The sequence below is a fragment of the Kaistia algarum genome (genome assembly GCF_026343945.1).
Taxonomy (GTDB): domain Bacteria; phylum Pseudomonadota; class Alphaproteobacteria; order Rhizobiales; family Kaistiaceae; genus Kaistia; species Kaistia algarum.
Genome location: NZ_JAPKNJ010000001.1, coordinates 1,051,064 through 1,073,484 on the forward strand (window position 1 = coordinate 1,051,064; position 22,421 = coordinate 1,073,484).

The 22,421-nt window shown below is 65.6% G+C and carries 23 protein-coding genes; 12 read left to right on the forward strand and 11 right to left on the reverse strand.

Annotated features, from left to right (window positions below):
* Nucleotides 1-3 precede the first annotated feature (3 nt).
* Nucleotides 4-192, forward strand: coding sequence for a hypothetical protein (locus OSH05_RS05140; protein WP_104217265.1), 189 nt, complete (start codon nt 4-6; stop codon nt 190-192).
* Between the two features lie 68 nt (nt 193-260).
* On the opposite strand, the gene OSH05_RS05145 is transcribed toward OSH05_RS05140, so the two are convergent.
* The 5 genes from OSH05_RS05145 to OSH05_RS05165 form a co-directional block, all read right to left on the reverse strand.
* On the reverse strand, nt 261-1,397 hold the full coding sequence (locus OSH05_RS05145) for a substrate-binding domain-containing protein (protein WP_104217264.1): 1,137 nt from the start codon (nt 1,395-1,397) through the stop codon (nt 261-263).
* Nucleotides 1,398-1,453: 56 nt separating this feature from the next.
* Nucleotides 1,454-2,443, reverse strand: coding sequence for an ABC transporter permease (locus OSH05_RS05150; RefSeq protein WP_104217263.1), 990 nt, complete (start codon nt 2,441-2,443; stop codon nt 1,454-1,456).
* Nucleotides 2,440-3,417: an ABC transporter permease gene (locus OSH05_RS05155; RefSeq protein WP_104217262.1), complete on the reverse strand. Its 978-nt coding sequence runs from the start codon at nt 3,415-3,417 to the stop codon at nt 2,440-2,442. Before OSH05_RS05155 ends, OSH05_RS05150 begins: the two co-directional genes overlap by 4 nt.
* A 2-nt stretch (nt 3,418-3,419) precedes the next feature.
* On the reverse strand, nt 3,420-4,946 hold the full coding sequence (locus OSH05_RS05160; protein ID WP_266352067.1) for a sugar ABC transporter ATP-binding protein: 1,527 nt from the start codon (nt 4,944-4,946) through the stop codon (nt 3,420-3,422).
* A 73-nt stretch (nt 4,947-5,019) separates the two neighbouring features.
* A complete protein-coding gene (locus tag OSH05_RS05165) occupies nt 5,020-6,303 on the reverse strand; it encodes a metal-dependent hydrolase family protein (protein ID WP_104217261.1) in 1,284 nt (427 codons plus the stop codon).
* Between the two features lie 319 nt (nt 6,304-6,622).
* Here OSH05_RS05165 and OSH05_RS05170 point away from each other — a divergent pair, with 319 nt between their 5' ends.
* The gene (locus OSH05_RS05170; RefSeq protein WP_104217260.1) at nt 6,623-7,042 is read left to right on the forward strand and encodes a DUF2177 family protein; all 420 of its coding nucleotides are present in this window, start codon (nt 6,623-6,625) and stop codon (nt 7,040-7,042) included.
* Here the strand turns inward: OSH05_RS05170 and OSH05_RS05175 are convergent.
* Genes OSH05_RS05175 through OSH05_RS05190 form a run of 4 tightly spaced genes read right to left on the reverse strand, consistent with a single transcriptional unit; the run spans nt 7,031 to nt 9,967 of the window.
* Nucleotides 7,031-7,840 (reverse strand): DUF1295 domain-containing protein, encoded by an 810-nt coding sequence (locus OSH05_RS05175; protein WP_104217259.1) that lies wholly within the window; start codon nt 7,838-7,840, stop codon nt 7,031-7,033. The genes OSH05_RS05170 and OSH05_RS05175 overlap by 12 nt on opposite strands.
* The gene (locus OSH05_RS05180) at nt 7,837-8,682 is read right to left on the reverse strand and encodes an alpha/beta hydrolase (RefSeq protein ID WP_133163042.1); all 846 of its coding nucleotides are present in this window, start codon (nt 8,680-8,682) and stop codon (nt 7,837-7,839) included. The genes OSH05_RS05175 and OSH05_RS05180 overlap by 4 nt, the downstream gene beginning before the upstream one ends.
* 32 nt (nt 8,683-8,714) lie before the next feature.
* A complete protein-coding gene (gene chrR / locus OSH05_RS05185) occupies nt 8,715-9,359 on the reverse strand; it encodes a cadmium/peroxide/UV radiation responsive anti-sigma factor ChrR (protein ID WP_104217257.1) in 645 nt (214 codons plus the stop codon).
* Nucleotides 9,356-9,967, reverse strand: a complete 612-nt coding sequence (locus OSH05_RS05190; RefSeq protein WP_266352068.1) for a sigma-70 family RNA polymerase sigma factor — start codon at nt 9,965-9,967, stop codon at nt 9,356-9,358. Before OSH05_RS05190 ends, chrR begins: the two co-directional genes overlap by 4 nt.
* 102 nt (nt 9,968-10,069) lie before the next feature.
* Here OSH05_RS05190 and OSH05_RS05195 point away from each other — a divergent pair, with 102 nt between their 5' ends.
* The 3 genes from OSH05_RS05195 to OSH05_RS05205 are packed head-to-tail and all read left to right on the forward strand — an operon-like array spanning nt 10,070 to nt 13,433.
* Complete coding sequence (locus OSH05_RS05195) at nt 10,070-11,410, forward strand: NAD(P)/FAD-dependent oxidoreductase (protein WP_104217255.1); 1,341 nt, start codon at nt 10,070-10,072, stop codon at nt 11,408-11,410.
* Nucleotides 11,407-12,183, forward strand: a complete 777-nt coding sequence (locus OSH05_RS05200; protein ID WP_104217254.1) for a DUF1365 domain-containing protein — start codon at nt 11,407-11,409, stop codon at nt 12,181-12,183. The genes OSH05_RS05195 and OSH05_RS05200 overlap by 4 nt, the downstream gene beginning before the upstream one ends.
* 8 nt (nt 12,184-12,191) lie before the next feature.
* Nucleotides 12,192-13,433 carry an SAM-dependent methyltransferase gene (locus tag OSH05_RS05205; protein ID WP_207778680.1) on the forward strand — a complete coding sequence of 414 codons (1,242 nt, stop codon included), beginning with the start codon at nt 12,192-12,194 and terminating at the stop codon, nt 13,431-13,433.
* Between the two features lie 78 nt (nt 13,434-13,511).
* Here OSH05_RS05205 and OSH05_RS05210 read toward each other — a convergent pair whose 3' ends face one another.
* Both OSH05_RS05210 and OSH05_RS05215 read right to left on the reverse strand, forming a co-directional pair.
* Nucleotides 13,512-13,937 carry a cupin domain-containing protein gene (locus OSH05_RS05210; RefSeq protein WP_104217252.1) on the reverse strand — a complete coding sequence of 142 codons (426 nt, stop codon included), beginning with the start codon at nt 13,935-13,937 and terminating at the stop codon, nt 13,512-13,514.
* Nucleotides 13,938-13,960: 23 nt separating this feature from the next.
* On the reverse strand, nt 13,961-15,514 hold the full coding sequence (locus OSH05_RS05215) for an amidohydrolase family protein (RefSeq protein ID WP_104217251.1): 1,554 nt from the start codon (nt 15,512-15,514) through the stop codon (nt 13,961-13,963).
* Between the two features lie 162 nt (nt 15,515-15,676).
* Between OSH05_RS05215 and OSH05_RS05220 the strand changes: the two genes are divergently transcribed.
* The 7 genes from OSH05_RS05220 to OSH05_RS05250 all read left to right on the forward strand — a co-directional run bounded on the left by OSH05_RS05220 (nt 15,677) and on the right by OSH05_RS05250 (nt 22,404).
* Entirely contained in the window at nt 15,677-16,618 is a 942-nt protein-coding gene (locus OSH05_RS05220) for a LysR substrate-binding domain-containing protein (protein WP_104217250.1), read from the forward strand.
* Between the two features lie 89 nt (nt 16,619-16,707).
* Nucleotides 16,708-17,754, forward strand: coding sequence for an extracellular solute-binding protein (locus OSH05_RS05225; RefSeq protein ID WP_104217249.1), 1,047 nt, complete (start codon nt 16,708-16,710; stop codon nt 17,752-17,754).
* A 157-nt stretch (nt 17,755-17,911) separates the two neighbouring features.
* Nucleotides 17,912-18,775 (forward strand): ABC transporter permease, encoded by an 864-nt coding sequence (locus OSH05_RS05230; protein ID WP_104217248.1) that lies wholly within the window; start codon nt 17,912-17,914, stop codon nt 18,773-18,775.
* A complete protein-coding gene (locus OSH05_RS05235; protein ID WP_104217247.1) occupies nt 18,772-19,557 on the forward strand; it encodes an ABC transporter permease in 786 nt (261 codons plus the stop codon). Before OSH05_RS05230 ends, OSH05_RS05235 begins: the two co-directional genes overlap by 4 nt.
* Before the next feature lie 8 nt (nt 19,558-19,565).
* Nucleotides 19,566-20,378, forward strand: coding sequence for a nucleoside phosphorylase (locus OSH05_RS05240; RefSeq protein ID WP_165801440.1), 813 nt, complete (start codon nt 19,566-19,568; stop codon nt 20,376-20,378).
* Nucleotides 20,375-21,469 carry an ABC transporter ATP-binding protein gene (locus tag OSH05_RS05245; RefSeq protein WP_104217245.1) on the forward strand — a complete coding sequence of 365 codons (1,095 nt, stop codon included), beginning with the start codon at nt 20,375-20,377 and terminating at the stop codon, nt 21,467-21,469. Before OSH05_RS05240 ends, OSH05_RS05245 begins: the two co-directional genes overlap by 4 nt.
* On the forward strand, nt 21,466-22,404 hold the full coding sequence (locus OSH05_RS05250) for a carbohydrate kinase family protein (RefSeq protein WP_104217244.1): 939 nt from the start codon (nt 21,466-21,468) through the stop codon (nt 22,402-22,404). The genes OSH05_RS05245 and OSH05_RS05250 overlap by 4 nt, the downstream gene beginning before the upstream one ends.
* Nucleotides 22,405-22,421: the final 17 nt, after the last annotated feature.

Genomic DNA, 22,421 nt, shown 5'->3' on the forward strand with positions numbered 1-22,421 from the left:
GAGATGATTGACGGCTATTGGACCTTTTCAGAATGGGCACAGCACACTGTTGATAAGATTACGGCCGTCGGCCTCGCCGCGTCGGAAGAAGATCGGGCCGACTACATGAGGGTGCAAATCATGGCGGCAATCATGCAAGCCTTAAGGCACGGCCGATCCGGCCTCATGGATGACGATCCGGTTACACGCTGAACTGTCCGCTCCCCGCGCAAGAAAAGGGGCACCTCTCGGTGCCCCAGTCTTTGCCCCACTTTTATTCGTTATTTCTTGCCGCCCCACGTCTCCGGATAGCCGGGCATGTCCTCGCAGCCGCACATGGCGTAGTGCAGCGGCGGCATCTTCTCATTGACGTACTGGTCCAGCGTCTCCTGCGTGATCACCGGCTGCGGCAGCTTCCAGGTCGGGCCGATGACCGGCTCGCCCTTGAGGATCTTGACCGCCGCGATGATGGGCGAGCGCCACTGATAGGTCGGATAGGTCGGACCGAACGCCGTCAGCCCTTCCTTCTTCCACTTCACCAGGAAGTCTTCCTGGTCCTCGCCGGTGATGATCGGGAACGGTTGGCCCGCATCCTCGAAGGCCTCGATGGCGGCGACGGCCGTGGCGCCGGCATCCATCCAGATCGCATCGATCTTGCCGAAGCGGTTGATGTAGTCCTCGACTATCGCCTTGGTCTTGGCGTTGTCGCCATCGGTGAACTCGGCGCCGACCACGTCGATGCCCTTCTCCTTGAAGATGCGGTTCGCCGCCGACCAGCGCGTCTCCAGCACGTCGACGCCCGGCAGGATCCTGAGCGCCAGCACCTTGCCGCCCTTGGGCAGCTTCTCGGCGATGAAGTTCGCCGTCTGGATACCCCAGCCATAGCCGCCGATGGGATTGACGAAGGTGACGGGGCATTCGGTCAGAACGCCACGATCGAAGACCACAACGGGCAGTGCCTTACACGCCGCCTCCACCGCCGGCGTCAGCGCCGCCGTCGTGTTCGGCGAGACGATCAGCACGTCGCATTTGCCGGAAGAAACGAAGGCGTTGATGTCCGAGATCTGCTTGTCGTCCTTGCCTTCGGCATCGGCAGCCGTGAACGAGGCGATATCGGCCTTCTGGATCTCGACTTGAGCCTGCATGTCGGTCCAGCCGACGACGCGCCATGGATTGTTCACACCGGCATTGGAGAAGCAGATGTGGTAAGGGCCGGCCTTCTTATACTGGGAGGTATCGACCTCCTTGCCGCCTAGATTCTGCTCCCACGGCTTGCCCTCGGGACCCTGGGGCTTCATCTCCAGCAATTGTTTCGACGCCTCGAACTCCTTCGGATCGTCGAAGTTCTGGGCCATGGCGGTCCCGGCGAACGCAAGGCTCGCCGCCGCCACCACGATTCCAATCCATCGTCTTGTCATTGCAATCCTCCCGTTCGATACCGCTTGGCGCGGCGTTGCGAGCCTATCGGCCCTCTCTATCCGGCGCGGCGCCGGCGCCAGGCGCCGGACGCGACGGCCGAAATCAGGATGACGCCCTGTGCCGTGTCCTTGAGTGGCTGCGGTAGACCCAGCAGATTCAGGAGCGTGAACAAGGCGAACAGGGTCAGGGCGCCGGCAACGGCACCAATGACGCTACCGCGACCGCCCATAAGCTGGACGCCGCCGATCACGCAGGCGGCGATCGCCTGCAATTCAAGGCCCGAGCCGACGTCAACCGACACGCCGCCGAAGCCCGCAAGCAGGATGCCCCCGGTGACGGCGGCGAGCGCCGAGAGGATGAAGGCCGCGAAACGGGTCCGATCGACACGAACGCCCGAGAGTTCGGCGGCACGCGGATTGTCACCGATCGCGAAGACCCGCTTGCCGAAGACGGTGCGTTGCAGTCCCCAGAAAGCGAGGACGGCGACGACGGCCAGCACGATGACGGCGATCGGGAAGGTTCCGATCAGGGGCACGTCACGAAAGGCGTAGCGGCCGAAAAATCGAAGATTGTCGGGGAGATAGCCGCGCGGCGACCCGCCGGACCACATCATGGCGACTCCGTTCAGTGACAGCAGCATGCCGAGCGTCGCGATGATCGAGGGGACGCGCAGCACCGTGACGACGAAGCCGTTGACGAGGCCGACCGCAATGCCGATGGCATAGAGCACGCCGATGGCCCAGACGGTATTTCCCGGATCATTGTCGGTCAGCATCGAGCCGCCGATCACGGTCAATGTGACTAGGGCACCCATGGAAAGGTCGAAGCCGCCGGAGACGAGCACGAAGATCTGTCCGCAAGCCAGCACGGCGAGCGGCGTCGCCCGCTTCAGGAAGTTCATGAATCCTGCGGGCTCGATATAGTTCGGCTGCAGGATGGCAATGGCCGCGTAGAGAACGACGAAGACGATCACCGCGATGTTGAGCTTCCTGAGAACGCTCACGACGCCACCCTTGCGCGGTTCGCTGGCTGCCGCCGAACTCATGCGACCGCTCCCTTGTTGCGGACCGCATAGGCGGCGACGGCGAGGACGACGATCGCGCCGCGCAACACCTGCTTCGGAAAGGCTGGCACGCCCAGCATGTTGAAGACGGCGTCAAGCGTCGCGAAGAGCAGCACGCCGGCCAGCGTGCCCCACACGCCGCCGCGCCCGCCGGAGAGCAGCGTGCCGCCGATGACGACGACCGCGATGGATTCAAGATCATAGACGCCGTCACGGCCAACCCAGGGCGCGCCGGAACGCAGCCGGCTCGCCAGATAGAGCCCGGTCACGCCGGCCGTCAGGCTGCAGATCACGTGGGCGAGAATGGTGACCCGGTCAGTGCGGATACCGGCGAGACGAGCGCCATCGACATTGCCGCCCGTCGCATAAAGATGGGCGCCGAAACGGGTCGAATGCAGCAGCCCGGCGCCGAGAAGCGCAAGGACCAGAAGGCCGATCACCGAATAGGGAACACCGGCGACCGTCCCATAGGCAAGCGCCTGGAAGGCTTCGGGAACCGAACCGGCGAAATTGTTGAAGCTGGCCGAAAGCAGCCCCTGCAGTATCAACCCGACGCCGAGCGTCGCGATCAGCGGATTGACGCCCAACTTGGCCACGATGACGCCATTGGCGAAACCGACGGCCGCCGAAACAACGAGCACGAGAACGACCGCCGGGGCGATCATCGAAGGATCGCCCTGCATGACAAAGGAAGCCAGCACCGCCGCGACGCTGATCAGGTTGGCGACCGACAGATCGATCGAGCCGCAGAGAATGACGAAGGTCTGGCCGAGCGCGACGATGCCCAATCCGACCATGCGCTGGGCGAGGCCGATCAGGCCGGTGGCACCGAGCTGGTTCCATTGGCCGCTATAGAGCGAAGCGCCGATATAGAGGACCGCTGAGGCTAGGAAGAGCAGCAGCGGCACCGGAAAGGCGAGCCGGCGGGCCGGGGATGGAAGCGAGGCGTCGGCCATGGTCACAGCGCGGCTCCGTTCGAAGCGAGGATGGCCGGGCGGTGGCCAACGGCGAGAGCCATGACGCTCTCCTCACCGGCATCGGGCATGCACTCGCCCGCGATGCGGCCCTGATGCATCACGACGATGCGGTCGGAAACGCCGACGATCTCGGGAAGATCGGACGAGACCATCAAGACCCCGCGCCCGCGCGCGGCGACGTCGCGCATCAGCTGGTAGATCGCCGCCTTGGCAGCGACGTCGATGCCTCGGGTCGGCTCACAGAAGATGAGCAGCTTCGGATCGCGCGCCAGCCAGCGGCCCAGGATCACCTTCTGCTGGTTGCCACCGGAGAGCTGGCGGATCTCCTGGTCGAAGCGGGCGGCCCGAACGTCGAGCCGGCGCAGCATGTCGTCGGCGAATTCATCGGAGAGCGCACCGCGCGCGGCGGCACGGAGTGGTCCGGCAAAGGCGCGGCGCACCAGAAGGACATTGTCGCGCAGCGATTGCTGAAGGATCAGACCCTCGCGCTTGCGATCATCCGAGAGATAGCCGATCCCCGCCTCGATGCCGGCACGCGGGCGCTTCAATTCAATCGGCCGCCCGGCAAAGCGCATGGTGCCGCGCGTGAAGGGTCGATCGCCGAAGATCGCCTGCGCCAAGGCCGATTTGCCGGAGCCCTCCAGCCCGGCTACGCCGACGATTTCGCCGGCGCGGAGAACGAGATCGATGTCGGCGAGCGCGGCGTTGCCGCCACCCTCGATCTCCATCAGCACGTCGCCCTGCGTCGCATTCGGCCTGGCGGGGTAGAAATCCGAGAGTTCGCGGCCGACCATCAGGCGGACGATGCGCTCGATCGGCATGTCGGCGACGGCGCCGGTCTCGACCTTGCGCCCGTCCTTCATCACCGTCACCCGGTCGGCGATCGCAGCGATCTCGGGCATGCGGTGCGAGACATAGACGATGGCGACGCCCTCGCCGCGGAGCTTGCCAACGAGATCGAGGAGGCGGCGGGCGCTGGTGTCATCAAGCGCCGCCGTCGGCTCGTCCATGACGAGGATGCGCGCGTCGATGGCCAACGCCTTGGCGATCTCGACGATCTGCTGCTCGGCGATCGAGAGTTCGCCGGCGCGGGCCTCGGCGGCGATCGTCGAACCGAGGCGGTCTAGCAGACACCGCGCTCCAACCTGCATCGCCTTGCGGTCGAGACGGCCAAAACGAGTCGGCTCCAGCCCCAGAAACACGTTCTCCGCCACGGAGCGATGCGGCAGCAGGCTCAGTTCCTGATGGATGATGCTGATGCCGGCGCGCCGGGCCTGCACCGGATGGGTGAAGGCGACCGGCGTGCCCTCGACGAGGATCGAGCCGGCGTCGGGCTGGTAAATGCCGCCGAGCACCTTGATCAGCGTCGACTTGCCCGCGCCGTTCTCGCCGCAGATCGCATGCACCTCGCCGGCCGCACAATCGAAGCTGACAGCTTCGAGGGCACGGACGCCGGGAAACGACTTAGTGATATCGCGCATTTCCAGCGCGATTCCGGCTATGGACAAGGTGGGGACTCCATAGGATCGCGGAAGCTCGGTACAATCGACGGGCCAAGGCCGGCTATGCGTCAGATCCGGCTCACTCGGCGGCGAGGCGGCGCTCTGGCGCCACATAGCGGCGCGGATCGCGGTGCAGGACGCCGTCCTTCATCACCATGGCAAGGAGCGAGGGACCGACCAGCACCGACTGGTCCTCCAGCGGATTGCCGTCAACGAGCAGCAGGTCGGCGAGCGCGCCCTCCTTGACGAGGCCGAGTTCGCCCTTATGGCCCATCAGTTCGCCACCGACCGCCGTAGCGCAGCGCAGCGCCTCGGCCGGCGAATAGCCAAAGAATTTGACGAAATGGCCGATGTCGCGGGCGTTCTGGCCCATGGGCGTGACGGTGAAGCCATAGTCGCCGCCGACGACAACCTTCATGCCGCGCTTCCTCATCTCGTGATAGGTCGCGACCGTGTGCTCGAGCTTCCTCGGCAGGCCCATGCGCTCCACGACCGCCTTAGAGAGACCGACGACATCGCCTTCGAAAACCGAATTATGCACGAGGCCGAAAGCCGGGCCGATGATGACGCGGTCCTTGACCGCCTCCAGCATGTCGAGCGCTTCCTCGTCGGCGAAGTCGCAATGATAGATGCAATCGACGCCAGCGCGGACGGCGCGCTTGACCGATTCCGCCGCGCGGCTGTGGCAGGCGACGCGCTTGCCCCAGTCATGCGCGACCGCAACGGCGGCATCGACCTCCTCCTGGGTCATCGACACGACCTCGGCGCGAGCATGGCCCACGAATTCGTCGCCGGAAATGTTGAGCTTCACATTGTCGACGCCCTCGCGGCAGCAAAGGCGCACCGCCTTGCGGATCTCGTCGACTCCGTCAGCGATCATGCCGAAGCTCTCGGCATGCATGTGCTGCTTCCGCTCATCGCCGAGACCGCCGGTGACGGTGATCTCCGGACCGGCGGCGCGATAGCGCGGGCCGGCGAGATAGCCGTCCTCGATCTCCTGGCGGACGACAACGTCGATCCTCAGCTTCGCCGAGGCGGCGGAATAACAGGAGGTGAAGCCGTGATCGAGGATGAAGGTCGCGTTGCGGCAGGTCCGCAGAAGATGCTCCTCAGGCGGAATCTCGCCGAGATCCTGGTTGCGGCGCGGGCCGACGAAGGAAAGGTGGCAATGGCCCTCGACGAGGCCAGGCATGATCGTCATGCCGCCGCCATCGATCACCTCCGCCGCCTGCTCGGCCGCGATCTGGTTACGGCCCAGTGCGACCTTGGCGATGCGGTTACCACTGACGAGAACCTCACCTGGATAGCGATCGTCGCGATCGCCGTCCCATATCTCCACATTCCTGAAAAGGTAGGACGTCATGGCGATTTCCTCCCGGCGAGAGGGCGATCCGCCATGGATGCCTCCCCTTCCTTGCGCTGCCGTTCTGCGACGGCCTTTCCCGATTAGTAGGCGCTTCGGCGGGTCGATTGTATCGCCAATATGGGCACTGAGTCCGCCATCTGGGATATTGGCGGCATGAGCACAGGGGGAAGCCCGCCCCGGATGTCCCGCCCACGGATGGCAGCACACGATACCGCGTCAGGTAAGCGGGCCTCTGCCAAGGGTCGCGGCATTTTGCCTTCGACTGATCCGATGGTTCCTGCCGTCCGTTTCTCGTTGACCTCAAAAGGACAACACCATGGCCATCGCCCTCGCCTATCTCGTCACGCTGGTCGCCTTTGCCGCGATCGATGCCGTCTGGCTCGGCTCCATGGCCGGGCGCATCTATCGGCCGCTGATCGGGGACATTTTGCTGGACGGTTTCCGGGTCGGCCCGGCGATCGCCTTCTACCTTCTCTACGCGGCCGGCCTCGTTGTCTTCGCTGTCGCACCGGCCCTGAGGGGCGGGACTGTCCTCAGCGCCTTCGCCTTTGGCGCGCTGTTCGGCTTCTTCGCCTATGCGACCTATGATCTGACCAATTTCGCCACGCTGCGCAGTTGGGGCCTCGCGATCACGCTGATCGACATGGCCTGGGGCACCTTTGTCAGCGGGCTCGCCTCGGCTCTCGCTATTCTCGCCTGCGGCTGGCTGTTTCGCGTCTTCGGCCTATCCGCCTGATTGCGGCGGATAGGGAAAGAACGCGCTGACACGGCGCTGATAGGTGCGAAAGGCTTCGGGGCGCGAGCGCAGCATATGCGCCTCCAGCAGGGGTATGCCAGAGACGTGAACCAGCAGCCAATACATGAAGGCCGGCCCCGTTAGCGCGATCCAGCCCCACGGATAGCTCCCCGAAAGATCGATCGCGAACAGCGGATAGGCGCACCAGCCGAGCCATTCGAAGAAATAATTCGGATGGCGCGACCAGCTCCAGAGGCCGACATCGCAGACCTTGCCGCGATGGCCGGCACGGCGAAAGGCGTGGAGCTGGCGATCGGCAATTGTCTCGCCGATAACCGCAATTGCGAGAAGCAGGATCGCGGCATAGTCCTGCGGCCGAAGGCCAGGCGCGGGATTGTGGGCGGCGATATGGAACGTCACGACGAGGAAGGTGCCGGCCGCCGCCTGTATCATCAGGAAGACGAAGAGCCGGCGCGAGAAATTCGCGCCCCATTCGCGCCGAAGCTCGGCATAGCGAGCGTCCTCCGGTCCGCCTCGCGAGCGCCCCGCAATATGAAGGCCGAGGCGCAGCCCCCAGAGAGCGATCAGGACCGCGATAACGAGCTGACGCGCTGTGGGTCCACCGGGCGTCCCATCCGGCAGAAGGGCTACCCCGACACCCGCCGCCCCGACGCCGAAGGACCAGAATGCATCCGACCACCCGGCATTGCCGGTCGTACGACCCGTCATCCACGCTGCAGTCATGACGAGGACGAGGAAGATCGCCGCGACGGCGATAGCGACGATCGGCCAGGTCATGTCGGCCTCCCCTTCGCAACGGTTGCTTTGATGAAGTCAGCGACATCATCGACGACGGGTGCCAGAAACCGCAGAGGGCCGATAAACGGCAGGATCAGGCCAAAGTGCCCCTTGCCCGGATAAATGATCTCCTTCGGAGCCCCACCCAGCGCCCGAAGCTTCGCGGCGAGATTGGCCGTATTGCGCGGGGAGACGATCGTGTCCGCATCGCCGACGGCCAGAAAGGCAGGCGGCGCGCTTTCCGTCGCGAAGTGGATCGGTTGAGTTTCGGCACGCTCGGCGCCGCCGAACATGTCGATGAAGGTTGAACTCGTCAGCGGCAGGAAATCATAAGGCCCAGCCAGTCCGACTAGGGCCTTGATATCGCGCGCCGGGTCGAGCCCCTCGGCACGAAGATAATCGCCGTCGAGCGCCAGCATGGCGGCGATATGGGCGCCGGCTGAGTGCCCCATCAGAATGACGGAAGAGGGGTCGCCGCCGAAGCGGGAGATATTGTCATGGGTCCAGCGCGTCGCCGCGGCACCGTCCCGCACGAAATCCGGAAACTTGACCTCGGGATAGACGCGATAGTCCGGCAGGACGGCGACCATGCCGCGCGCAGCGAGCGCGTTGCCGACAAAGCCGTAGAGTTCCTTGCGCCCCGTTTGCCAGCTGCCGCCATAGAAGAAGAGGACGACCGGCGCGTTGCTGGCACCCTTCGGTACATAGATGTCGAGCGTGCGGCGCGGGCCATCGCCATACGCAAGCGAGCGATGAAGGGTTGCGCCGCCGTCGGGCGTTACGAGGCGCAGCAGCGGATCCCGAAAGATGAAGGCCGCCGCTGCGATCAGAACAAGCGCCAAAAGGCTCGTGACAGCGATATGGAGCGCCGTGATCAAAGGCGCGCGAAAGGCTGCAGGATGCGGCCCAGCGCGCCGGTGAGACGAATCTGGCCGTCCAGAGCCACCAGGCACAGACAGGGCACGTCCGAATCAACGACCGGCTGGTGGTCCGTAGCCTGGTCGGCTTCCTCGAAATCGCCCGGGCCGAAGCGGCCGCTCGCATCCGAATAGGAGCCCGTGAGCACGCAGGTGAGCTCGACGCCGTCATGGCTATGCTGCGGCATCTTCCGGCCCGGATCGATCTTGAACAGGATCAGCCGGCAATCGCCATCCGCCGGGGCTCCGACGGAGCGCATACGCGTTCCCGGACCCAGCCAGCGCCAGGGACCGAGCGGGAAGCGGCGCAGCGAATCCGGAAGTTCCGGCATGTCATTGAGCGGGCCGGCGCTCAGCGCCTCACCGCCATCGGCATCGATGCGCGCCATGACGCGGAGCAATGCGTCGCCATCCATCGAGGCAGGAGCCAGGCCTTCCTCGAGCATCTCGCCGCCCACGGCTTCGAGATCGCGGACGAAGCCGCGCGAGATGGGACTGAACGAAAGATGCGCCTCGACCACGGCCGCCTCCGGCGCTCGCAGCGTTCCAGAGGCATAACCGAGGAGCCATTCCTCGCTTGGGTGATGTTTAACCAGGGTCATGGCGTGTCGCTCAATAGGCCGCGCAGCCGGATCAGGGCGAGCCGCAGGCGCGACTTGACGGTTCCGAGCGGGACTCCGAGCTCGCGAGCGATCTCGGAATGCGGCTTGTCGTGGAAATAGGAGAGCTCGACGATGCGAAACTGCTCCGGCGAAAGGTTGCCGAGTGCGGAGCGGATGCGGTCCCCATCGGCGCGCTCGCCATAGATCTGATCGGGGCGCAAGGGATCGTCGGGCATTTCCGACGGGTCCGGCTCGCGCTGCGCCAGCTTCTCGCGTCGGATCGCGTCGATCCTTAAGTTCCTGGCGATGGTGAAGATCCAGGTAGAGGCCCCAGCGCGGCGCGCGTCGAAGAGAGAGGCCTTGCGCCAGACGATCAGCATCGCCTCCTGCGCGAAATCCTCGGCAGCTCCCGGCGTGGCGCCGGCGCGCAGCAGGTAGGCCTTCAACCGCGGGGCGAAATGGTCGAAGAGCCGCGCAAAAGCCTCACGGTCGCGGTTAAGCGCGACCGCCTCGATCCATCGGCCGAAGTCAGGAGCCTCGTGCTGCATCAGCGCCAGCCCGGTCTCTCCGCCCGCCCTTGTTCTTTTGGTGCGACGATCGTCACTCATGCCCCTTCTACGCTGCGATCCTGAATTTGGATCACGCCCGGTCATCCAAATGCTGTTGTCGCCCGTATTGGAGGATAACACGAGCAATGGCACGATTTCCCGATGAGCGAAAACTTACAACTGAGCGGCAGGCCCCTGAAGATCGCCGTGGTCGGATCCGGAATTGCCGGATTGTCAGCCGCGTGGCTTCTCGCCGGCCGGCACGAGGTGACGCTCTATGAGAAGGCCGATCGGCTCGGCGGCCATTCGAACACCGTGTCGGCCCGCATGGCGGAGGGCGTCGTCCCCGTCGATACAGGCTTCATCGTCTACAACGAACCGGCCTATCCAAACCTGACCGCCCTGTTCGCCCATCTGGGCGTCGAGACCAAAGCATCGGACATGTCCTTCGGCGTTTCGCTCCGCAAGGGGGCGCTCGAATACTCCGGTTGCGGCCTCTCGGGATTGTTCGCACAGAAGCGAAATCTCGTAAGCCCGCGCTTCTGGTCGATGCTGCGCGAGCTCACCCGTTTCTACCGGGAGGCCGGCCCTGCCATGGCCTCGGGGCTGGATGAAACACTCACGCTTCGCGATTATTTCGCGAAAGGCGGCTACGGCCGGGCGCTAATCGATGATCATCTGCTGCCGATGGCGGCGGCGATCTGGTCGGCACCGGCCGAGGCCATCCTCGACTATCCCGCCGCCTCGTTCCTGCGCTTCTGTGCCAATCACGGCCTCTTGCAACTGACAGGTCGGCCGGTATGGCGCACGGTCGAGGGTGGCAGCCGGCGCTATGTCGAGCGCCTTGCCGAACGGCTCGGCCCGGCCCGGCGGCTCTCGACCGGCGTCGCGCGCATCCAGCGCTATCCGGACCATGTTCGGGTTCGCGACGTGAGCGGTGGTGAAGAGGATTTCGACCACGTCGTGATCGCGGCCCATGCCGATCAGGCGCTCGCGATGCTGGCGGATGCCGACGTGCCGGAGCGGCGCCTGCTCGGCGCCTTCCGCTACAGCCGGAACCTCGCCGTACTACACACCGACGAGCTGCTGATGCCGAAGCGGCGTGCCGTCTGGGCCAGTTGGAACTATGTCGATGGCGCCGGGCTCAACGTTACCTACTGGATGAACCGCTTGCAGGGACTGCCCGGCCTGAACCTGTTCGTCACGCTCAATCCGCCGCGCGCGCCGCGCGCCGGCCGGCTGCTGCACAGCGAAATCTACGAGCACCCGATCCTTGATGCGAAGGCTGCCGCGGCGCAGGCCCAGCTCTGGTCGCTGCAGGGAAGGCGGCGAACCTGGTTCTGCGGCGCGCATTTCGGCGCCGGCTTCCATGAGGATGGGCTGCAATCGGGGCTCGCCGTTGCCGAACAATTGGGCGGCGTGCGCCGACCCTGGAACGTCGCCAATGAGAGCGGGCGCATTCATCTGGTCCCCGCCGGCCCCGGTCTTGAGACGGCCCGATGAGCCAAGCCTCCGCTCTCTATCGCGGCGCCGTCCTGCATCGTCGCATCCGGCCGAAGGCGCACCGGCTTCGCTATCGGGTGTTCTGGACGCTGCTTGACCTCGATGAAGTCGGCGCGCTCGGCAAGAGGCTGCGGTTCTTCTCGCTGGATCGCTTCAACCTGATCTCGTTTCATGCTTCCGACCATGGCGACGGTAGCCGGTGGGGTCTGCGCGCCTTCGTCGAGGAAAAGCTGCGCGACGCCGGCATCGAAGCGGCAGGCGGGCGCATCCGTATCCTGACCATGCCGCGCGTGCTCGGCTATGTCTTCAATCCGATCAGCGTCTATTTCTGCGACGATGCCGAGGGGCACCCCGCCGCCGTGCTCTATGAGGTCAACAACACCTTCGGGCAACGTCATTTCTATGTCGCGGCGGTGGACGCCGACGCGGCGCCCGGCGCGATGCTGCGGCACGGCTGTGCCAAGGATTTCTACGTTTCGCCCTTCCTTGGCATGGACCTCGCCTACCGCTTCCAGATCGCCCCGCCGGGGGAGCGCGTCGTGCTGTCGGTGAACGTCTCGGACGAGACCGGACCCTTGATCGCGACCTCGATGGTTGGCGAGCGGGCGCCGCTCGACGATCCGTCCGTACTGAAGACCGCTCTCGCTTTTCCGTTGCTGACGCTCAAGGTCATCGCCGGCATCCACTGGGAAGCGCTGAAATTGTGGCTGAAGGGCGTGCCGCTGACGAAACGCCCGCGCTCCGCCGACCGCCGATCGACCCGGATCGCATGAGGAGAGACATGTCGACCCGCGAACGCTATTCCGTCCTTTCCGCCGGCTGGCTGTCCCCGCTCAGTACAGACCTCGCGGAGCGGCTTCTCCGCCGCCTGCTGCGTGGGCTTCGCCACGGCTGTCTCCACGTCGAAACGCCTTCCGGGCGGCTGGTGACGATCAAGGCGGCGGAGAATGGCCCGGAAGCAACGATCCGCCTCAAGACATGGAGCGCGCTGCGGCGAACCCTAGCTGGCGGCGGCCTGGGCTTCGCTGATGCCTATATCGCCGGCGAATGGTCCAGCCCCGATCTGCCGGCGCTGATCGAGATCCTGGCGATCAACGCGCCGCATCTCGGCCCGACGGCGGGCGGCGGGCGGCTCGCGACCTTCGCCTCCCGGCTGCGGCACCGCGCCAACGAGAACCATCGGCGCGGCAGCCGGCGCAACATCGCCTACCACTACGACCTCGGCAACGAGTTCTACGAGACTTGGCTCGATCGGGGAATGCAATATTCCTCGGCAATCTATGCCGAGGGCGACACGCTGGAGACCGCGCAGCAGCGCAAGCTCGACCGGATCACCGACTGGCTCGGCATTGGCGCTCGCGAGAGCGTCTTGGAGATCGGCTTCGGCTGGGGGGCGGTCGCCGAAAAGCTCGCCGGGCTCGGCTGCCGCGTTACCGGGCTGACGCTCTCCGAACGGCAGCTCGCCTTTGCCAGCGACAGGCTGGCGAAGGGCGGTCTCGCCGCCGATCTGCGCCTGCAGGATTATCGCGACTGCACCGGCACGTTCGACCGCATCGTGTCGATCGAAATGATCGAAGCGGTCGGCGAAAAATACTGGCCGCTCTATTTCGGCGGGCTGCGCCAGCGCCTGGCGCCCGGCGGGCGCGTCGTCCTCCAGGCGATCACGATCGATCCTGGACGCTTCGAAACCTACCGGCGTCGCCCGGACTTCATCCAGCGCCATGTCTTCCCCGGCGGCATGCTGCCGACCGTTGCCATCCTAGAACAGCGAGCGACCGAGGCCGGCCTCAAGCTTGTCCGATCCGAGCCGTTCGGGTCGAGCTATGCGCAGACGCTCGCCGAATGGCGCGCACGCTTCCACGACGCCTGGCCGACCGTCGCGCGGCTCGGCTTCGACGAACGCTTCCGCCGGCTCTGGGACTATTACCTCGCCTATTGCGAGGGCGGATTCCGCGCCGGCTCGATCGACGTCGGATTGTTCGAGTTTCGTCGCCAGGACGACAACAGCGCCCCACATGCCTGATCGTCCCGGCGGTGGAGAACCTTCCAGCGGTCCACAAGGCCGCTGGAAGGTTTCTTGTCGTCATGGCTTCGACTGGCGTCACGCCGCGCCGGTCAAAACCTTCATATCCTCCGCGTCCAGCACTACCGGCGTTCCGCCGCGGATCAGTTCGGCGAAACCCTGATTGGGCGTCATCACGGTCAGCGTGTAGAGCTTGCTGTCGCCGGTGTTGCGTACGACGTGCTCATTGCCCGGGTTGAGCAGCAGGGCGTCGCCCTTCCCGATCGGCAGTTCCTTGCCGTCGCAAACCGCGATGCCGGATCCATGCAACACGTAGAAGAACTCATGCGCATGCGAATGCTCGTTCGGTGGCGTGGCGCCGCCGCGATTGAAAATCTCGATGACGAAGATGTTGTCGATCGCATCCTTCTCGCCGTCGAACAGGATGGCGAAATAATTGGTGTCGGTCGGTGAGATCTGGAACGCCCTGGCGCTGGCGACCGTCTCGGAACTGAAAGCCTTCATGATCGATTCTCCTTGGGCCGAGCTTACTCGGCGGCGACCGGATAGCCGCGATCCTTGGCATCGGACGGCGACATGCGCAGCGGCAGATGGCCGGCGGGAACCGTGCGGCCCGTCGCCTTGAAGTGCATCTCGTCAAGATAGGGGCGGACCACGGCGGCGCCCTCGCTCATCGCCGGGCAATAATCGCGCCGGAACTTCTCGGCCGCTTCCGAAATCTCGCTCCGGATCGCCTCCTCGTCGATCAGAGCGAGCTTGCGATCCTTCATGACGATCCGGCCATCGACGATCGACGTCTTGACGCTGTCGGAATTGGCGCTGAACGCGATCTGCTGGATCGGGTCGTGCAAGGGCAGAAAGCCCCAGTCAAAGCGGTCGATGAGCACGATGTCGGCCTTCTTGCCGATTTCGATCGAACCCACCTCGTCCTGCATCAGGCTGGAGCGGGCGGCGTTCTTGGTCGCCATTTCATAGACCTCATGCGCCGAGACCCATTCGCGATAGTCGTGGGTACCGATCTTGTGGATGCCGGACGCCGCCTTGATCGCCTGGAAGATATCGGCCGAATCGGCCGAGGCGACGCCATCGCAACCGAGCGCGACATTGACGCCGGCATTCTTGAGCTTCCTCACCGGCGCGACGCCCGAGCCGAGCTTCAGATTGGCGAGCGGGTTATGGGTGATCGAGGCGCCGGCAGTGCCCATCATGGCGATGTCGTCATTGGTCAGCCAGATGGCGTGGTTCATCGTCAGGCGATGCGTCATGCAGCCGACTTCGGCGAGGAAGGCCGGCAGCGTCTTGCCATATTTGACCTCGCCGGTGACCGCCTGGGTCTTGGTCTCCAGCACATGGCAATGGATCGGCAGGTCCATCGCCTCCGACAGCGCCGCGACCTCTTCCAGAAGTTCCGGCGAACAGCGCTGCGGACCGCAGGGGCCGAGGATGATGCGCATGCCGTCCTTGTCGTGCCACTTGCCGTGAAGCTCGTGGAACAATTCGATCTGCTCCTTGCGGCCCGGCGTATGCAGAGCGTTCAGCCGTCCCTTCAACTCTTCCGGCATGATCTCGTTCAGGAAGGGCAGGCTCTTGAGGAAGCCCTCGTCCCACATCGAGGCGGTGAGCCAGCCCTTGAGGCCGAGGTCGCGATAGGCGCTCGCCGTCGCATCCACCGCGTCGGGCGTGAAGGCCATGTTGATGACGTCGTCCTGCAGCGCCGTGACGCCGGAACGGATCGAGACGATGCCGACCAGCATGGCGCGCAGATAATGCTCGCGCCAGGTCAGCGTCGGCGCGCCGAAGGGCGGATAGACCTCCGAAAGCCATATCTCGAGGGGCAGATTGTCGTAGCGCCCCATCTCGAAGCCTTCGTTCGAATGCATATGGGCATCGACGAAGCCGGGCATGACGATGCGGTTTCCCGCCTCGATGACCTCGATCCCCGGATGCGCCGATGCTTCCGCCGAGAGGTCCGGGCCGATCGCAGCGATGCGATTGCCGACGATCAGAACGTCGCCGCGCTCCAGGACCGTGCCGGCCCCGTCATTGGTATGGATCAGGCCTTGGCGGATCAGGATGGGCATCGGACGGTCCTCGTTCTCAAGGGAATTTCAGCAGGCCGCGGCGATGCGGCACGTTTCGTGCTTTGTGAATCGGCAGGAATGCGGCAACGCGCCGCCGGTCGACAGGAAAGGGCGGTCCCATGATTTTTCGCCCACCAGGATCACGGCCTCGATATCCGCCTGCTGCGGACCCTGCAAATCTTGCTCGATGAATGCAGCGTGTCGCGCACGGCGGCGATCCTCGGCCAGAGCCAGCCCGCGGTGAGCCTGGCGCTGAAGCGGCTTCGGGAAATCATCGGCGATCCGCTGCTGGTCCGCAGCGGCGCCCGCCTCGTGCCGACGGAGCGCGGTCTCGAACTGGGCAGCCGGATCGAGCGCGTCCTTGCCGAAATCGACGGCATGGTGATCGAAGACAGGCCCTTCGACCCGGCGACCGATGAACGCGCCATCCGCATCCACGCCGTCAACTGCCTCGGAATCTTCTTCATGCCGCGCATCGTCGAGATGCTCCGGCGCGAGGCGCCGCGCATGCAGGTTGATTTCTGCGGGACCCAGAACGAGCGCGAGATATTCTGCGAGCTCGAAGCCGGCTCGATCGATCTGGTCATCGGCAATTGGCCGCTGCCGCGCGAAAGCCTGCGTTTCGCGCCCTTGCTGGAGACCGACATGGTGCTGGTCATGCGGCAGGACCATCCGATGGCCGGCCGCGCCCGCCTCACGCTCGACGAATATCTGGAGCTCGACCATCTCTCGCCGACGCCCTATATCAGCGCCGAGATCAGCCCGGTCGACGGCCGCCTCGCCCAGATCGACAAGAAGCGCCGCATCGCGCTGACCGTGCCCGAATTCGCGCTCGTGCCCTCGACGCTGGCGCGGACCGACCTCGTCTTCACGTCGAGCCGGCCTTTCGCCGAGCAGATGGCGGCGGTCATGCCCTTCGCGCTGGTCGATGCGCCGGCCGATTTCCACACGATGAAGTTCTACATGCTCTGGCATGATCGGGCTCAACATTCGGCCTGCAACCGGTGGCTACGGGGCCTGGTTCGCCGCGTCGCTGGCGAACTCAACGACTTCGGCGCGCTACCATCGCTCAAGTTGGAGCCGCGCGACATACTGGCCGCCTGATACCGTCTATCAGCGCAAGCCTACTTCCTCTGCCCGGCCGATCGCCGTCCAATCCATGGCGTTCACGCAAGAACCAGAGGACCCAAACCATGCGGGATACGCTTTCCAATCGTGCGATTGCGGCTGCGCTTGCGGCCTCGATCGCCCTGCCGGCCATGATCGCGCCGGCTCTCGCCGAGGATTTCAAGGGCAAGACGCTGGTCGTCGGCGTCTGGGGCGGCGACATCGAGCGCCTCCTGCGCCAAAACGTCGTCGGCCCGCTCGAGGCCGAGACCGGCGCCAAGGTCGAGCTGGTGCTCGGCGGCACGGGCGACCGCCTCGCGCGCATCTATGCCGAGAAGGCCAATCCGACCATGGATATCGCCTTCCTCAACATCTATGAGGCGCCGCAGGCGCTGAAGGACGGCGTTGTCGAGGCGCCCGACCCCAAGAGCCCGCTCTATACCGAGATCTGGGACGGGATGAACAATGGCTGCTACGCCATGTCGCTCGTCGGCCTCGGCATCGCCTATAACAAGAAGCTGGTTTCCAGCCCGCCCGAATGGGCCGACATGTGGAAGCCGGAATATAAAGGCAAGATCGCCGTTGCCGCTTATCCGGGCTCCGAGGGCGACGGCCTGCTCGGCGTCGCCGCGCGCCTGGCCGGCAAGGACGAGCATGACGCCGATGCGGCCTTCGCCAAGGTTGGCGAGTTGAAGCCGATCGCGCTCACCTATACCAATCTCGACGAAGCCTTCGCCATGATGGATGCGGGCGAGGTCGCCATGGCGCCGATGATCTCCGGCTATGTGCTGGCGGCGCTTAAGACCCATCCCGATATCGGTTTCTCCTTCCCGAAGAGCCCGGGCCCGGTGCTGGTCCGCGACATGCTTTGCCTCGTCAAGAACTCGCCCAATCCCGAGCTCGCCAAGAAGTTCGCCGAGCTGGCGCTGGGCGTGAAGAACCAGACGGACTATGCCGAGCAGCTTTATTTCGGCCCGACCAACAAGAATGTGAAGCTGCCCGAAAGCGTCTCGGCTGACGTGATCGACACGCCGGAAGAGGTCAAGGGCCTGCTGCAGATGGACTGGCCCTATGTGATCACGCAGCGCTCCGACTGGACGCAGCGCTGGAACAAGGAAGTGCTCGGGCAGTAGGTCCTTGCTTCCCCTCTCCCGCTTGAGGGGGAGGCCGGGAGGGGGCCAGCCTACTCCGATCTTGCCGGAGAGCCCCCTCTCCAACTCTCCCCCGCTTCGCGGGAGAGAGGGCCGGCCGGTGAAATCCGATCGAAACGGATGAACAGCAGAAGACGCCATGAACGGCCCATCCTCCAAGGCAGTCCTCTTCCTTCTCCCGGCCGTCGCGCTCTCCACGGTCGTCTTCCTGCTGCCCTTCGGCTGGCTCGTCTATGCGAGCTTCAAGGTGCAGGGCCAGGGCTCGCTGCTGATGGCGGACGGGCTGTCGGTCGCCAATTATATGCGTCTCGTCACCGACAGCTATTTCGCTGCGGCGCTCTGGCGGACCGTGTGGCTCAGCGCCGTGTCGACGCTCCTCTGCCTGGTCATCGGGCTGCCGGTGGCGCGGCTGATCGCGACCGGATCGGGACGGGCGAAGGGCCTGCTGCTGGCGCTGATGCTGGTGCCGCTGGTCTGCGGGGCCCTGCTGCCCTCGCTCGGCATGATCCACCTGCTCGGGTCGCTGGGCGTCGTCAACGGAACCCTCAAAATGCTGGGTCTCATCGGCGGTTCGATCAAGCTCCTCGGCACGACCGGCGGCGTCATCCTTGGCATGGTGCAGGCGTTCCTGCCGCTGATGGTCCTGCCGCTGGTCAATACGCTGTCGCGCCTGCCGCGCGACGTCGAAGCCGCCGCCGCCTCGCTCGGCGCCTCGCCCATCCGCGTCTGGCGCCGGGTGATCCTACCGCTCGCCATGCCCGGTATCGTTGCCGGCGCGGTGTTGGTTTTCTGCGCCGGTTTCACCGCCTTCGTCACGCCGCAGGTGCTGGGCCAAGGCAAGATCGCCACCTTCGGCACCGTGGCCTATCAGCAGGCGGCGCTGGTGCTCGACTGGCCGTTTGCCTCGACGCTCGCCGTTGTCGTGCTCGTCGCCATCGGCCTCACGCTTATCCTGTCGGCGCAGTTCGACCGTTTGACGAAGCGGCGGAGGGCGCTCGCATGAAGATCGCCCGCGCCCTCCAGCTTGTCTGGACCGCCCTCGCCTATCTCCTGCTGCTGGCGCCGATCCTGGTGCTGATCCTCGCCTCCTTCGACGAGGCCAAGTTCTTCCGCTTTCCGCCGCAAACCCTGTCGCTGCATTGGTACGAAGCGGCGGCGGCCAGCGGCGAATATCGCAGCGCGCTGTCCGCCAGCGCCATCATCGCGCTTTGCGCCGGTACTATCTCGATCCTTGTCGGCTCGCTCGCCGCCTATGCGCTGGCGCGCTTCACCTTCCCCGGCAAGCGGCTCGTCGAAGCCGTGCTGCTGGCGCCGCTGGTGCTGCCGCTGATCGTCTGGGCGATCGCGCTGCTGCAGATCTACGCCGCGCTCGGCATGAGCGGCACGCTCGCCGGGCTCGTCCTCGCCCATGCCGTGATCACCGTGCCCTATACGGTGCGGATCATGGTCTCGACCTTCGAACGGATCGACCCGAACCTCGAAGCCGCCGCCGCCAGCCTCGGCGCGCCGCCTTTGGCCGTTGCCAGGCGGATCACGATCCCGCTCGCCATGCCGGGCCTCGCGACCTCCGCCGCCTTCTCGCTGCTGATCTCGTTCAACGACGTCATCGTCTCGTCGCTGATCGCCGGGGCGCGCTGGATCACCTTTCCGGTGCGCCTGTTCGCCCAGCTCCGCAGCGAGGGCGTCGATCCGATCACGCTCGCCATCGGCGCCACCATCATCGCCGTGATCCTTCTCGCGGCCATTGTCGGCGAGTACGCCCTCAAATGGTCGCGCCATCTGTGAGACATGCCATGACCGCCGATTATCCCTATCTCGCCCGCATGCCGAAATTCGAGAAGGACGGCATCCCGTCGCTGACCGGCTTCCGCCGCGAGAGCATTGCCCGCTCGGTGGTGCTGGCCGTCCGCGATCCGCTGGTTGTCGGCGAAGGCGCCGGCGAGGACCAGATCGCCTCCGAGCTTGACGATGCAAAGCTCGTCGCCCGCACCGGCCTCTTCACCACACTAACCGGCACATATCGCGGCGTGCCGATCTCCGTCGTGCTCGGCGGCTCAGGCTCGCCCGAGGCGGAACTCGCGCTGATGGATCTGTTCAACTACACGGATTGCGACACGGTGATCCGCATCGGCGGCTGCGGCGGCTGGGGCCGGAATGTCCGTGTCGGCGACGTCGTCATCTCCTCCGGCGCCGTGCGTGACGAGGGCATGACCAAGGCGCATGTGAAGGCCGAATACCCGGCGGTCGCCGACTACCGCGTCGTGGCCGCCATGGTCGCCGAGGCCGAAGCGCTGGGCGCGCCGCATCATGTGGGCGTCACGCGCTCGGGCGACAGTGAATATACCGGCTGGGGCAAGCCCGGACCGGGCGGCTATCTGCAGGAGGAACACAAGCAGATCATCGATTACTGGCACCGCGCCGGTATCCTGAATACCGACCGCGAGAGTGCGGCCGTGCTGACCCTCGCTGCCCTCTATGGCCGACGTGGCGGCTCAGTCTGCTCGGTCGGCGACAATGTCGTCACTGGCGAGGATCACCGCTCGGGCTCCGGGCAGAACTATGCGATCCGCGTCGGACTCGGGGCGCTGGCACGGCTCGCGGCATGACGCAGACCCTGCCCCCACAACTCGAGATCGACGGCGTCTCCAAGCGCTTCGGCGAGACCGAGGTGCTGAAGGACATATCGCTCGCTATTCCGAAGGGCGCGTTCCTGGCGCTGCTCGGCCCGTCGGGCTGCGGCAAGTCCACGCTGCTCAAGATCATCGCCGGGCTGGAAGATGCCTCGGGCGGCACGATTCGTCTCGCCGGCCAGCCGCTCGACGGAATGCCGGCCTATAAGCGCGACATCGGCGTCGTCTTCCAGAGCTATGCGCTCTTCCCGCATATGAGCGTTCGCGAGAACGTCCGCTTCGGGCTCGACATGCGCGGCCTCGGCAAGGCGGAATCGGCCGCTCGCGTCGACGAGGCGCTGGAACTGGTCAAGCTTGCCGGCTATGGCGGGCGCATGCCGTCCGAGCTTTCCGGCGGCCAACAGCAGCGCGTCGCCATCGCCCGCTCCCTCGCCATCCGCCCCCGCCTGCTCCTGCTCGACGAACCGCTTTCCAACCTTGACGCCGTGTTGCGGAAAAGCGTGCGTGTCGATATTCGCGAATTGCATGATCGCGTCGGCACGACCACGGTGATGGTGACACATGATCAGGAAGAAGCGATGAGCATGGCCGATACCGTGGCCGTCATGGCGGAGGGGCGCATCGTGCAGCTCGGCACGCCCGAGGCGATCTATGAGCAACCGGCGACGCGCTTTGTCGGCGGCTTCGTTGGCAACCCGCCAGCCTCGCTTTTGCCGCTGATGCAGCGTTTCGAAGGAGGCTGGCGCTTCGGCGAAACCGAGTGGCGGCCGGAGCCGCCGATCGCGGCGCGGCTCCAAGATATTCGCCGTCTCGAAATCATCGTCGGCCTCCGGCCCGAGCGCATCCAGATCGTCGCTGCGGAGGCTCCCGGCGCAATATCGGCCGAGATGCGATCGTCGGAATATCTCGGCGGCCAGCGGCTCGTTCATGCCGAGGTCGCGGGCGAGCGCGTTTCCGTCCTGACCGGCAGCGCTATCCCAAAGACGGGCGAGCGCATCGGCCTGCTGCCGGAACCGGATTCGGTCATGCTGTTCGACGCCGAGACGGGGGAGAGGCTCGACCCATGACCGAGCCGCGCATCTACTGCCTCGGCACGCTGGTGCTCGACCGCGTGATCGAGATCGACCGCCTGCCCGGCCCCGACGACAAGGTGTTCGTCAAGGCGAAGCGCGAGGCCGCCGGAGGGCCGGCCCGCAACGTCGCGGCTGCCCTCGCGATTTGGGGCAATCCGGTGTCGATCGCCTCGGCGGTCGGCGACGATTTGATCGGCCGCCATCTCCTGGCGCGCCTCGGCGAAGCCGGTATCGACGCGTCGGAAACCCGCCTCGTCGCCGGCTTCGAGACCGCGACGACCATCATCCTCGTCGACAGTGCCGGCGAGCGCGCCATCGTCATCGATCCGGTTCCGGACGAGATATTGCAGGCGATCGGTGCCGATCTCGCGCCGCAGCCGGGCGACGCGGTTGTCAGCAACCTCTATCACCGGACCGCAACCGCCGAAGCGCTCGGCCGCACCCGGCAAGGTGGCGCGCTGACATTGCTCGACCTCGAATGGCCGGAAATCGACCGCTGGGGCTGGGAAGCCGCGAGTGAAGCGGCCAGCGAGGCCAGTGTCGTGGCCACCAACAGCCAGGTGTTGCGCGCTTTCGCCGAGCGGGAAGGCATGGAGCCGAATCTTGAAGCGGCCTGGGCGCTGGCGCAGACGCTGAAGCCGGCGGGCGACCGGGTGTGTGTGACGCTGGGAGCCGGCGGCGTTCTGGCGCGGGAGGGTTCGCGCCGACTGTTCGTCCCGGCTCTTTCCATCCAGCCGCGCGACACAACCGGCGCCGGCGACCGCTTCCTCGCCGCCCTCACCCGCGCGCTGCTCGTCGGCTCCGCCTTTGAACGCGCGCTCCGTCTCGCCACAGCCGCGGCCGGCTTGCACATCGCCGGCGAGCCGCACGATTGGGGTGACGTCGAGAATAGGGCGGGGAGTCTGGAGGCGTTGATCGTCGAGGCGTGATCGCCAGACCAGCACGC

Coding starts and splice junctions, on each gene's coding strand:
- OSH05_RS05170 (WP_104217260.1), top strand. CDS start 6,623: ATGGCCATCGCCCTCGCCTATCTCGTCACGCTGGTCGCCTTTGCCGCG.
- OSH05_RS05190 (WP_266352068.1), bottom strand. CDS start 9,967: ATGAGTGACGATCGTCGCACCAAAAGAACAAGGGCGGGCGGAGAGACC.
- OSH05_RS05250 (WP_104217244.1), top strand. CDS start 21,466: ATGACCGAGCCGCGCATCTACTGCCTCGGCACGCTGGTGCTCGACCGC.
- OSH05_RS05210 (WP_104217252.1), bottom strand. CDS start 13,937: ATGAAGGCTTTCAGTTCCGAGACGGTCGCCAGCGCCAGGGCGTTCCAG.
- OSH05_RS05245 (WP_104217245.1), top strand. CDS start 20,375: ATGACGCAGACCCTGCCCCCACAACTCGAGATCGACGGCGTCTCCAAG.
- OSH05_RS05205 (WP_207778680.1), top strand. CDS start 12,192: ATGTCGACCCGCGAACGCTATTCCGTCCTTTCCGCCGGCTGGCTGTCC.
- OSH05_RS05150 (WP_104217263.1), bottom strand. CDS start 2,443: ATGAGTTCGGCGGCAGCCAGCGAACCGCGCAAGGGTGGCGTCGTGAGC.
- OSH05_RS05165 (WP_104217261.1), bottom strand. CDS start 6,303: ATGACGTCCTACCTTTTCAGGAATGTGGAGATATGGGACGGCGATCGC.
- OSH05_RS05200 (WP_104217254.1), top strand. CDS start 11,407: ATGAGCCAAGCCTCCGCTCTCTATCGCGGCGCCGTCCTGCATCGTCGC.
- OSH05_RS05235 (WP_104217247.1), top strand. CDS start 18,772: ATGAAGATCGCCCGCGCCCTCCAGCTTGTCTGGACCGCCCTCGCCTAT.
- OSH05_RS05240 (WP_165801440.1), top strand. CDS start 19,566: ATGACCGCCGATTATCCCTATCTCGCCCGCATGCCGAAATTCGAGAAG.
- OSH05_RS05145 (WP_104217264.1), bottom strand. CDS start 1,397: ATGACAAGACGATGGATTGGAATCGTGGTGGCGGCGGCGAGCCTTGCG.
- OSH05_RS05175 (WP_104217259.1), bottom strand. CDS start 7,840: ATGACCTGGCCGATCGTCGCTATCGCCGTCGCGGCGATCTTCCTCGTC.
- chrR (WP_104217257.1), bottom strand. CDS start 9,359: ATGACCCTGGTTAAACATCACCCAAGCGAGGAATGGCTCCTCGGTTAT.
- OSH05_RS05215 (WP_104217251.1), bottom strand. CDS start 15,514: ATGCCCATCCTGATCCGCCAAGGCCTGATCCATACCAATGACGGGGCC.
- OSH05_RS05225 (WP_104217249.1), top strand. CDS start 16,708: ATGCGGGATACGCTTTCCAATCGTGCGATTGCGGCTGCGCTTGCGGCC.
- OSH05_RS05195 (WP_104217255.1), top strand. CDS start 10,070: ATGAGCGAAAACTTACAACTGAGCGGCAGGCCCCTGAAGATCGCCGTG.
- OSH05_RS05155 (WP_104217262.1), bottom strand. CDS start 3,417: ATGGCCGACGCCTCGCTTCCATCCCCGGCCCGCCGGCTCGCCTTTCCG.
- OSH05_RS05140 (WP_104217265.1), top strand. CDS start 4: ATGATTGACGGCTATTGGACCTTTTCAGAATGGGCACAGCACACTGTT.
- OSH05_RS05230 (WP_104217248.1), top strand. CDS start 17,912: ATGAACGGCCCATCCTCCAAGGCAGTCCTCTTCCTTCTCCCGGCCGTC.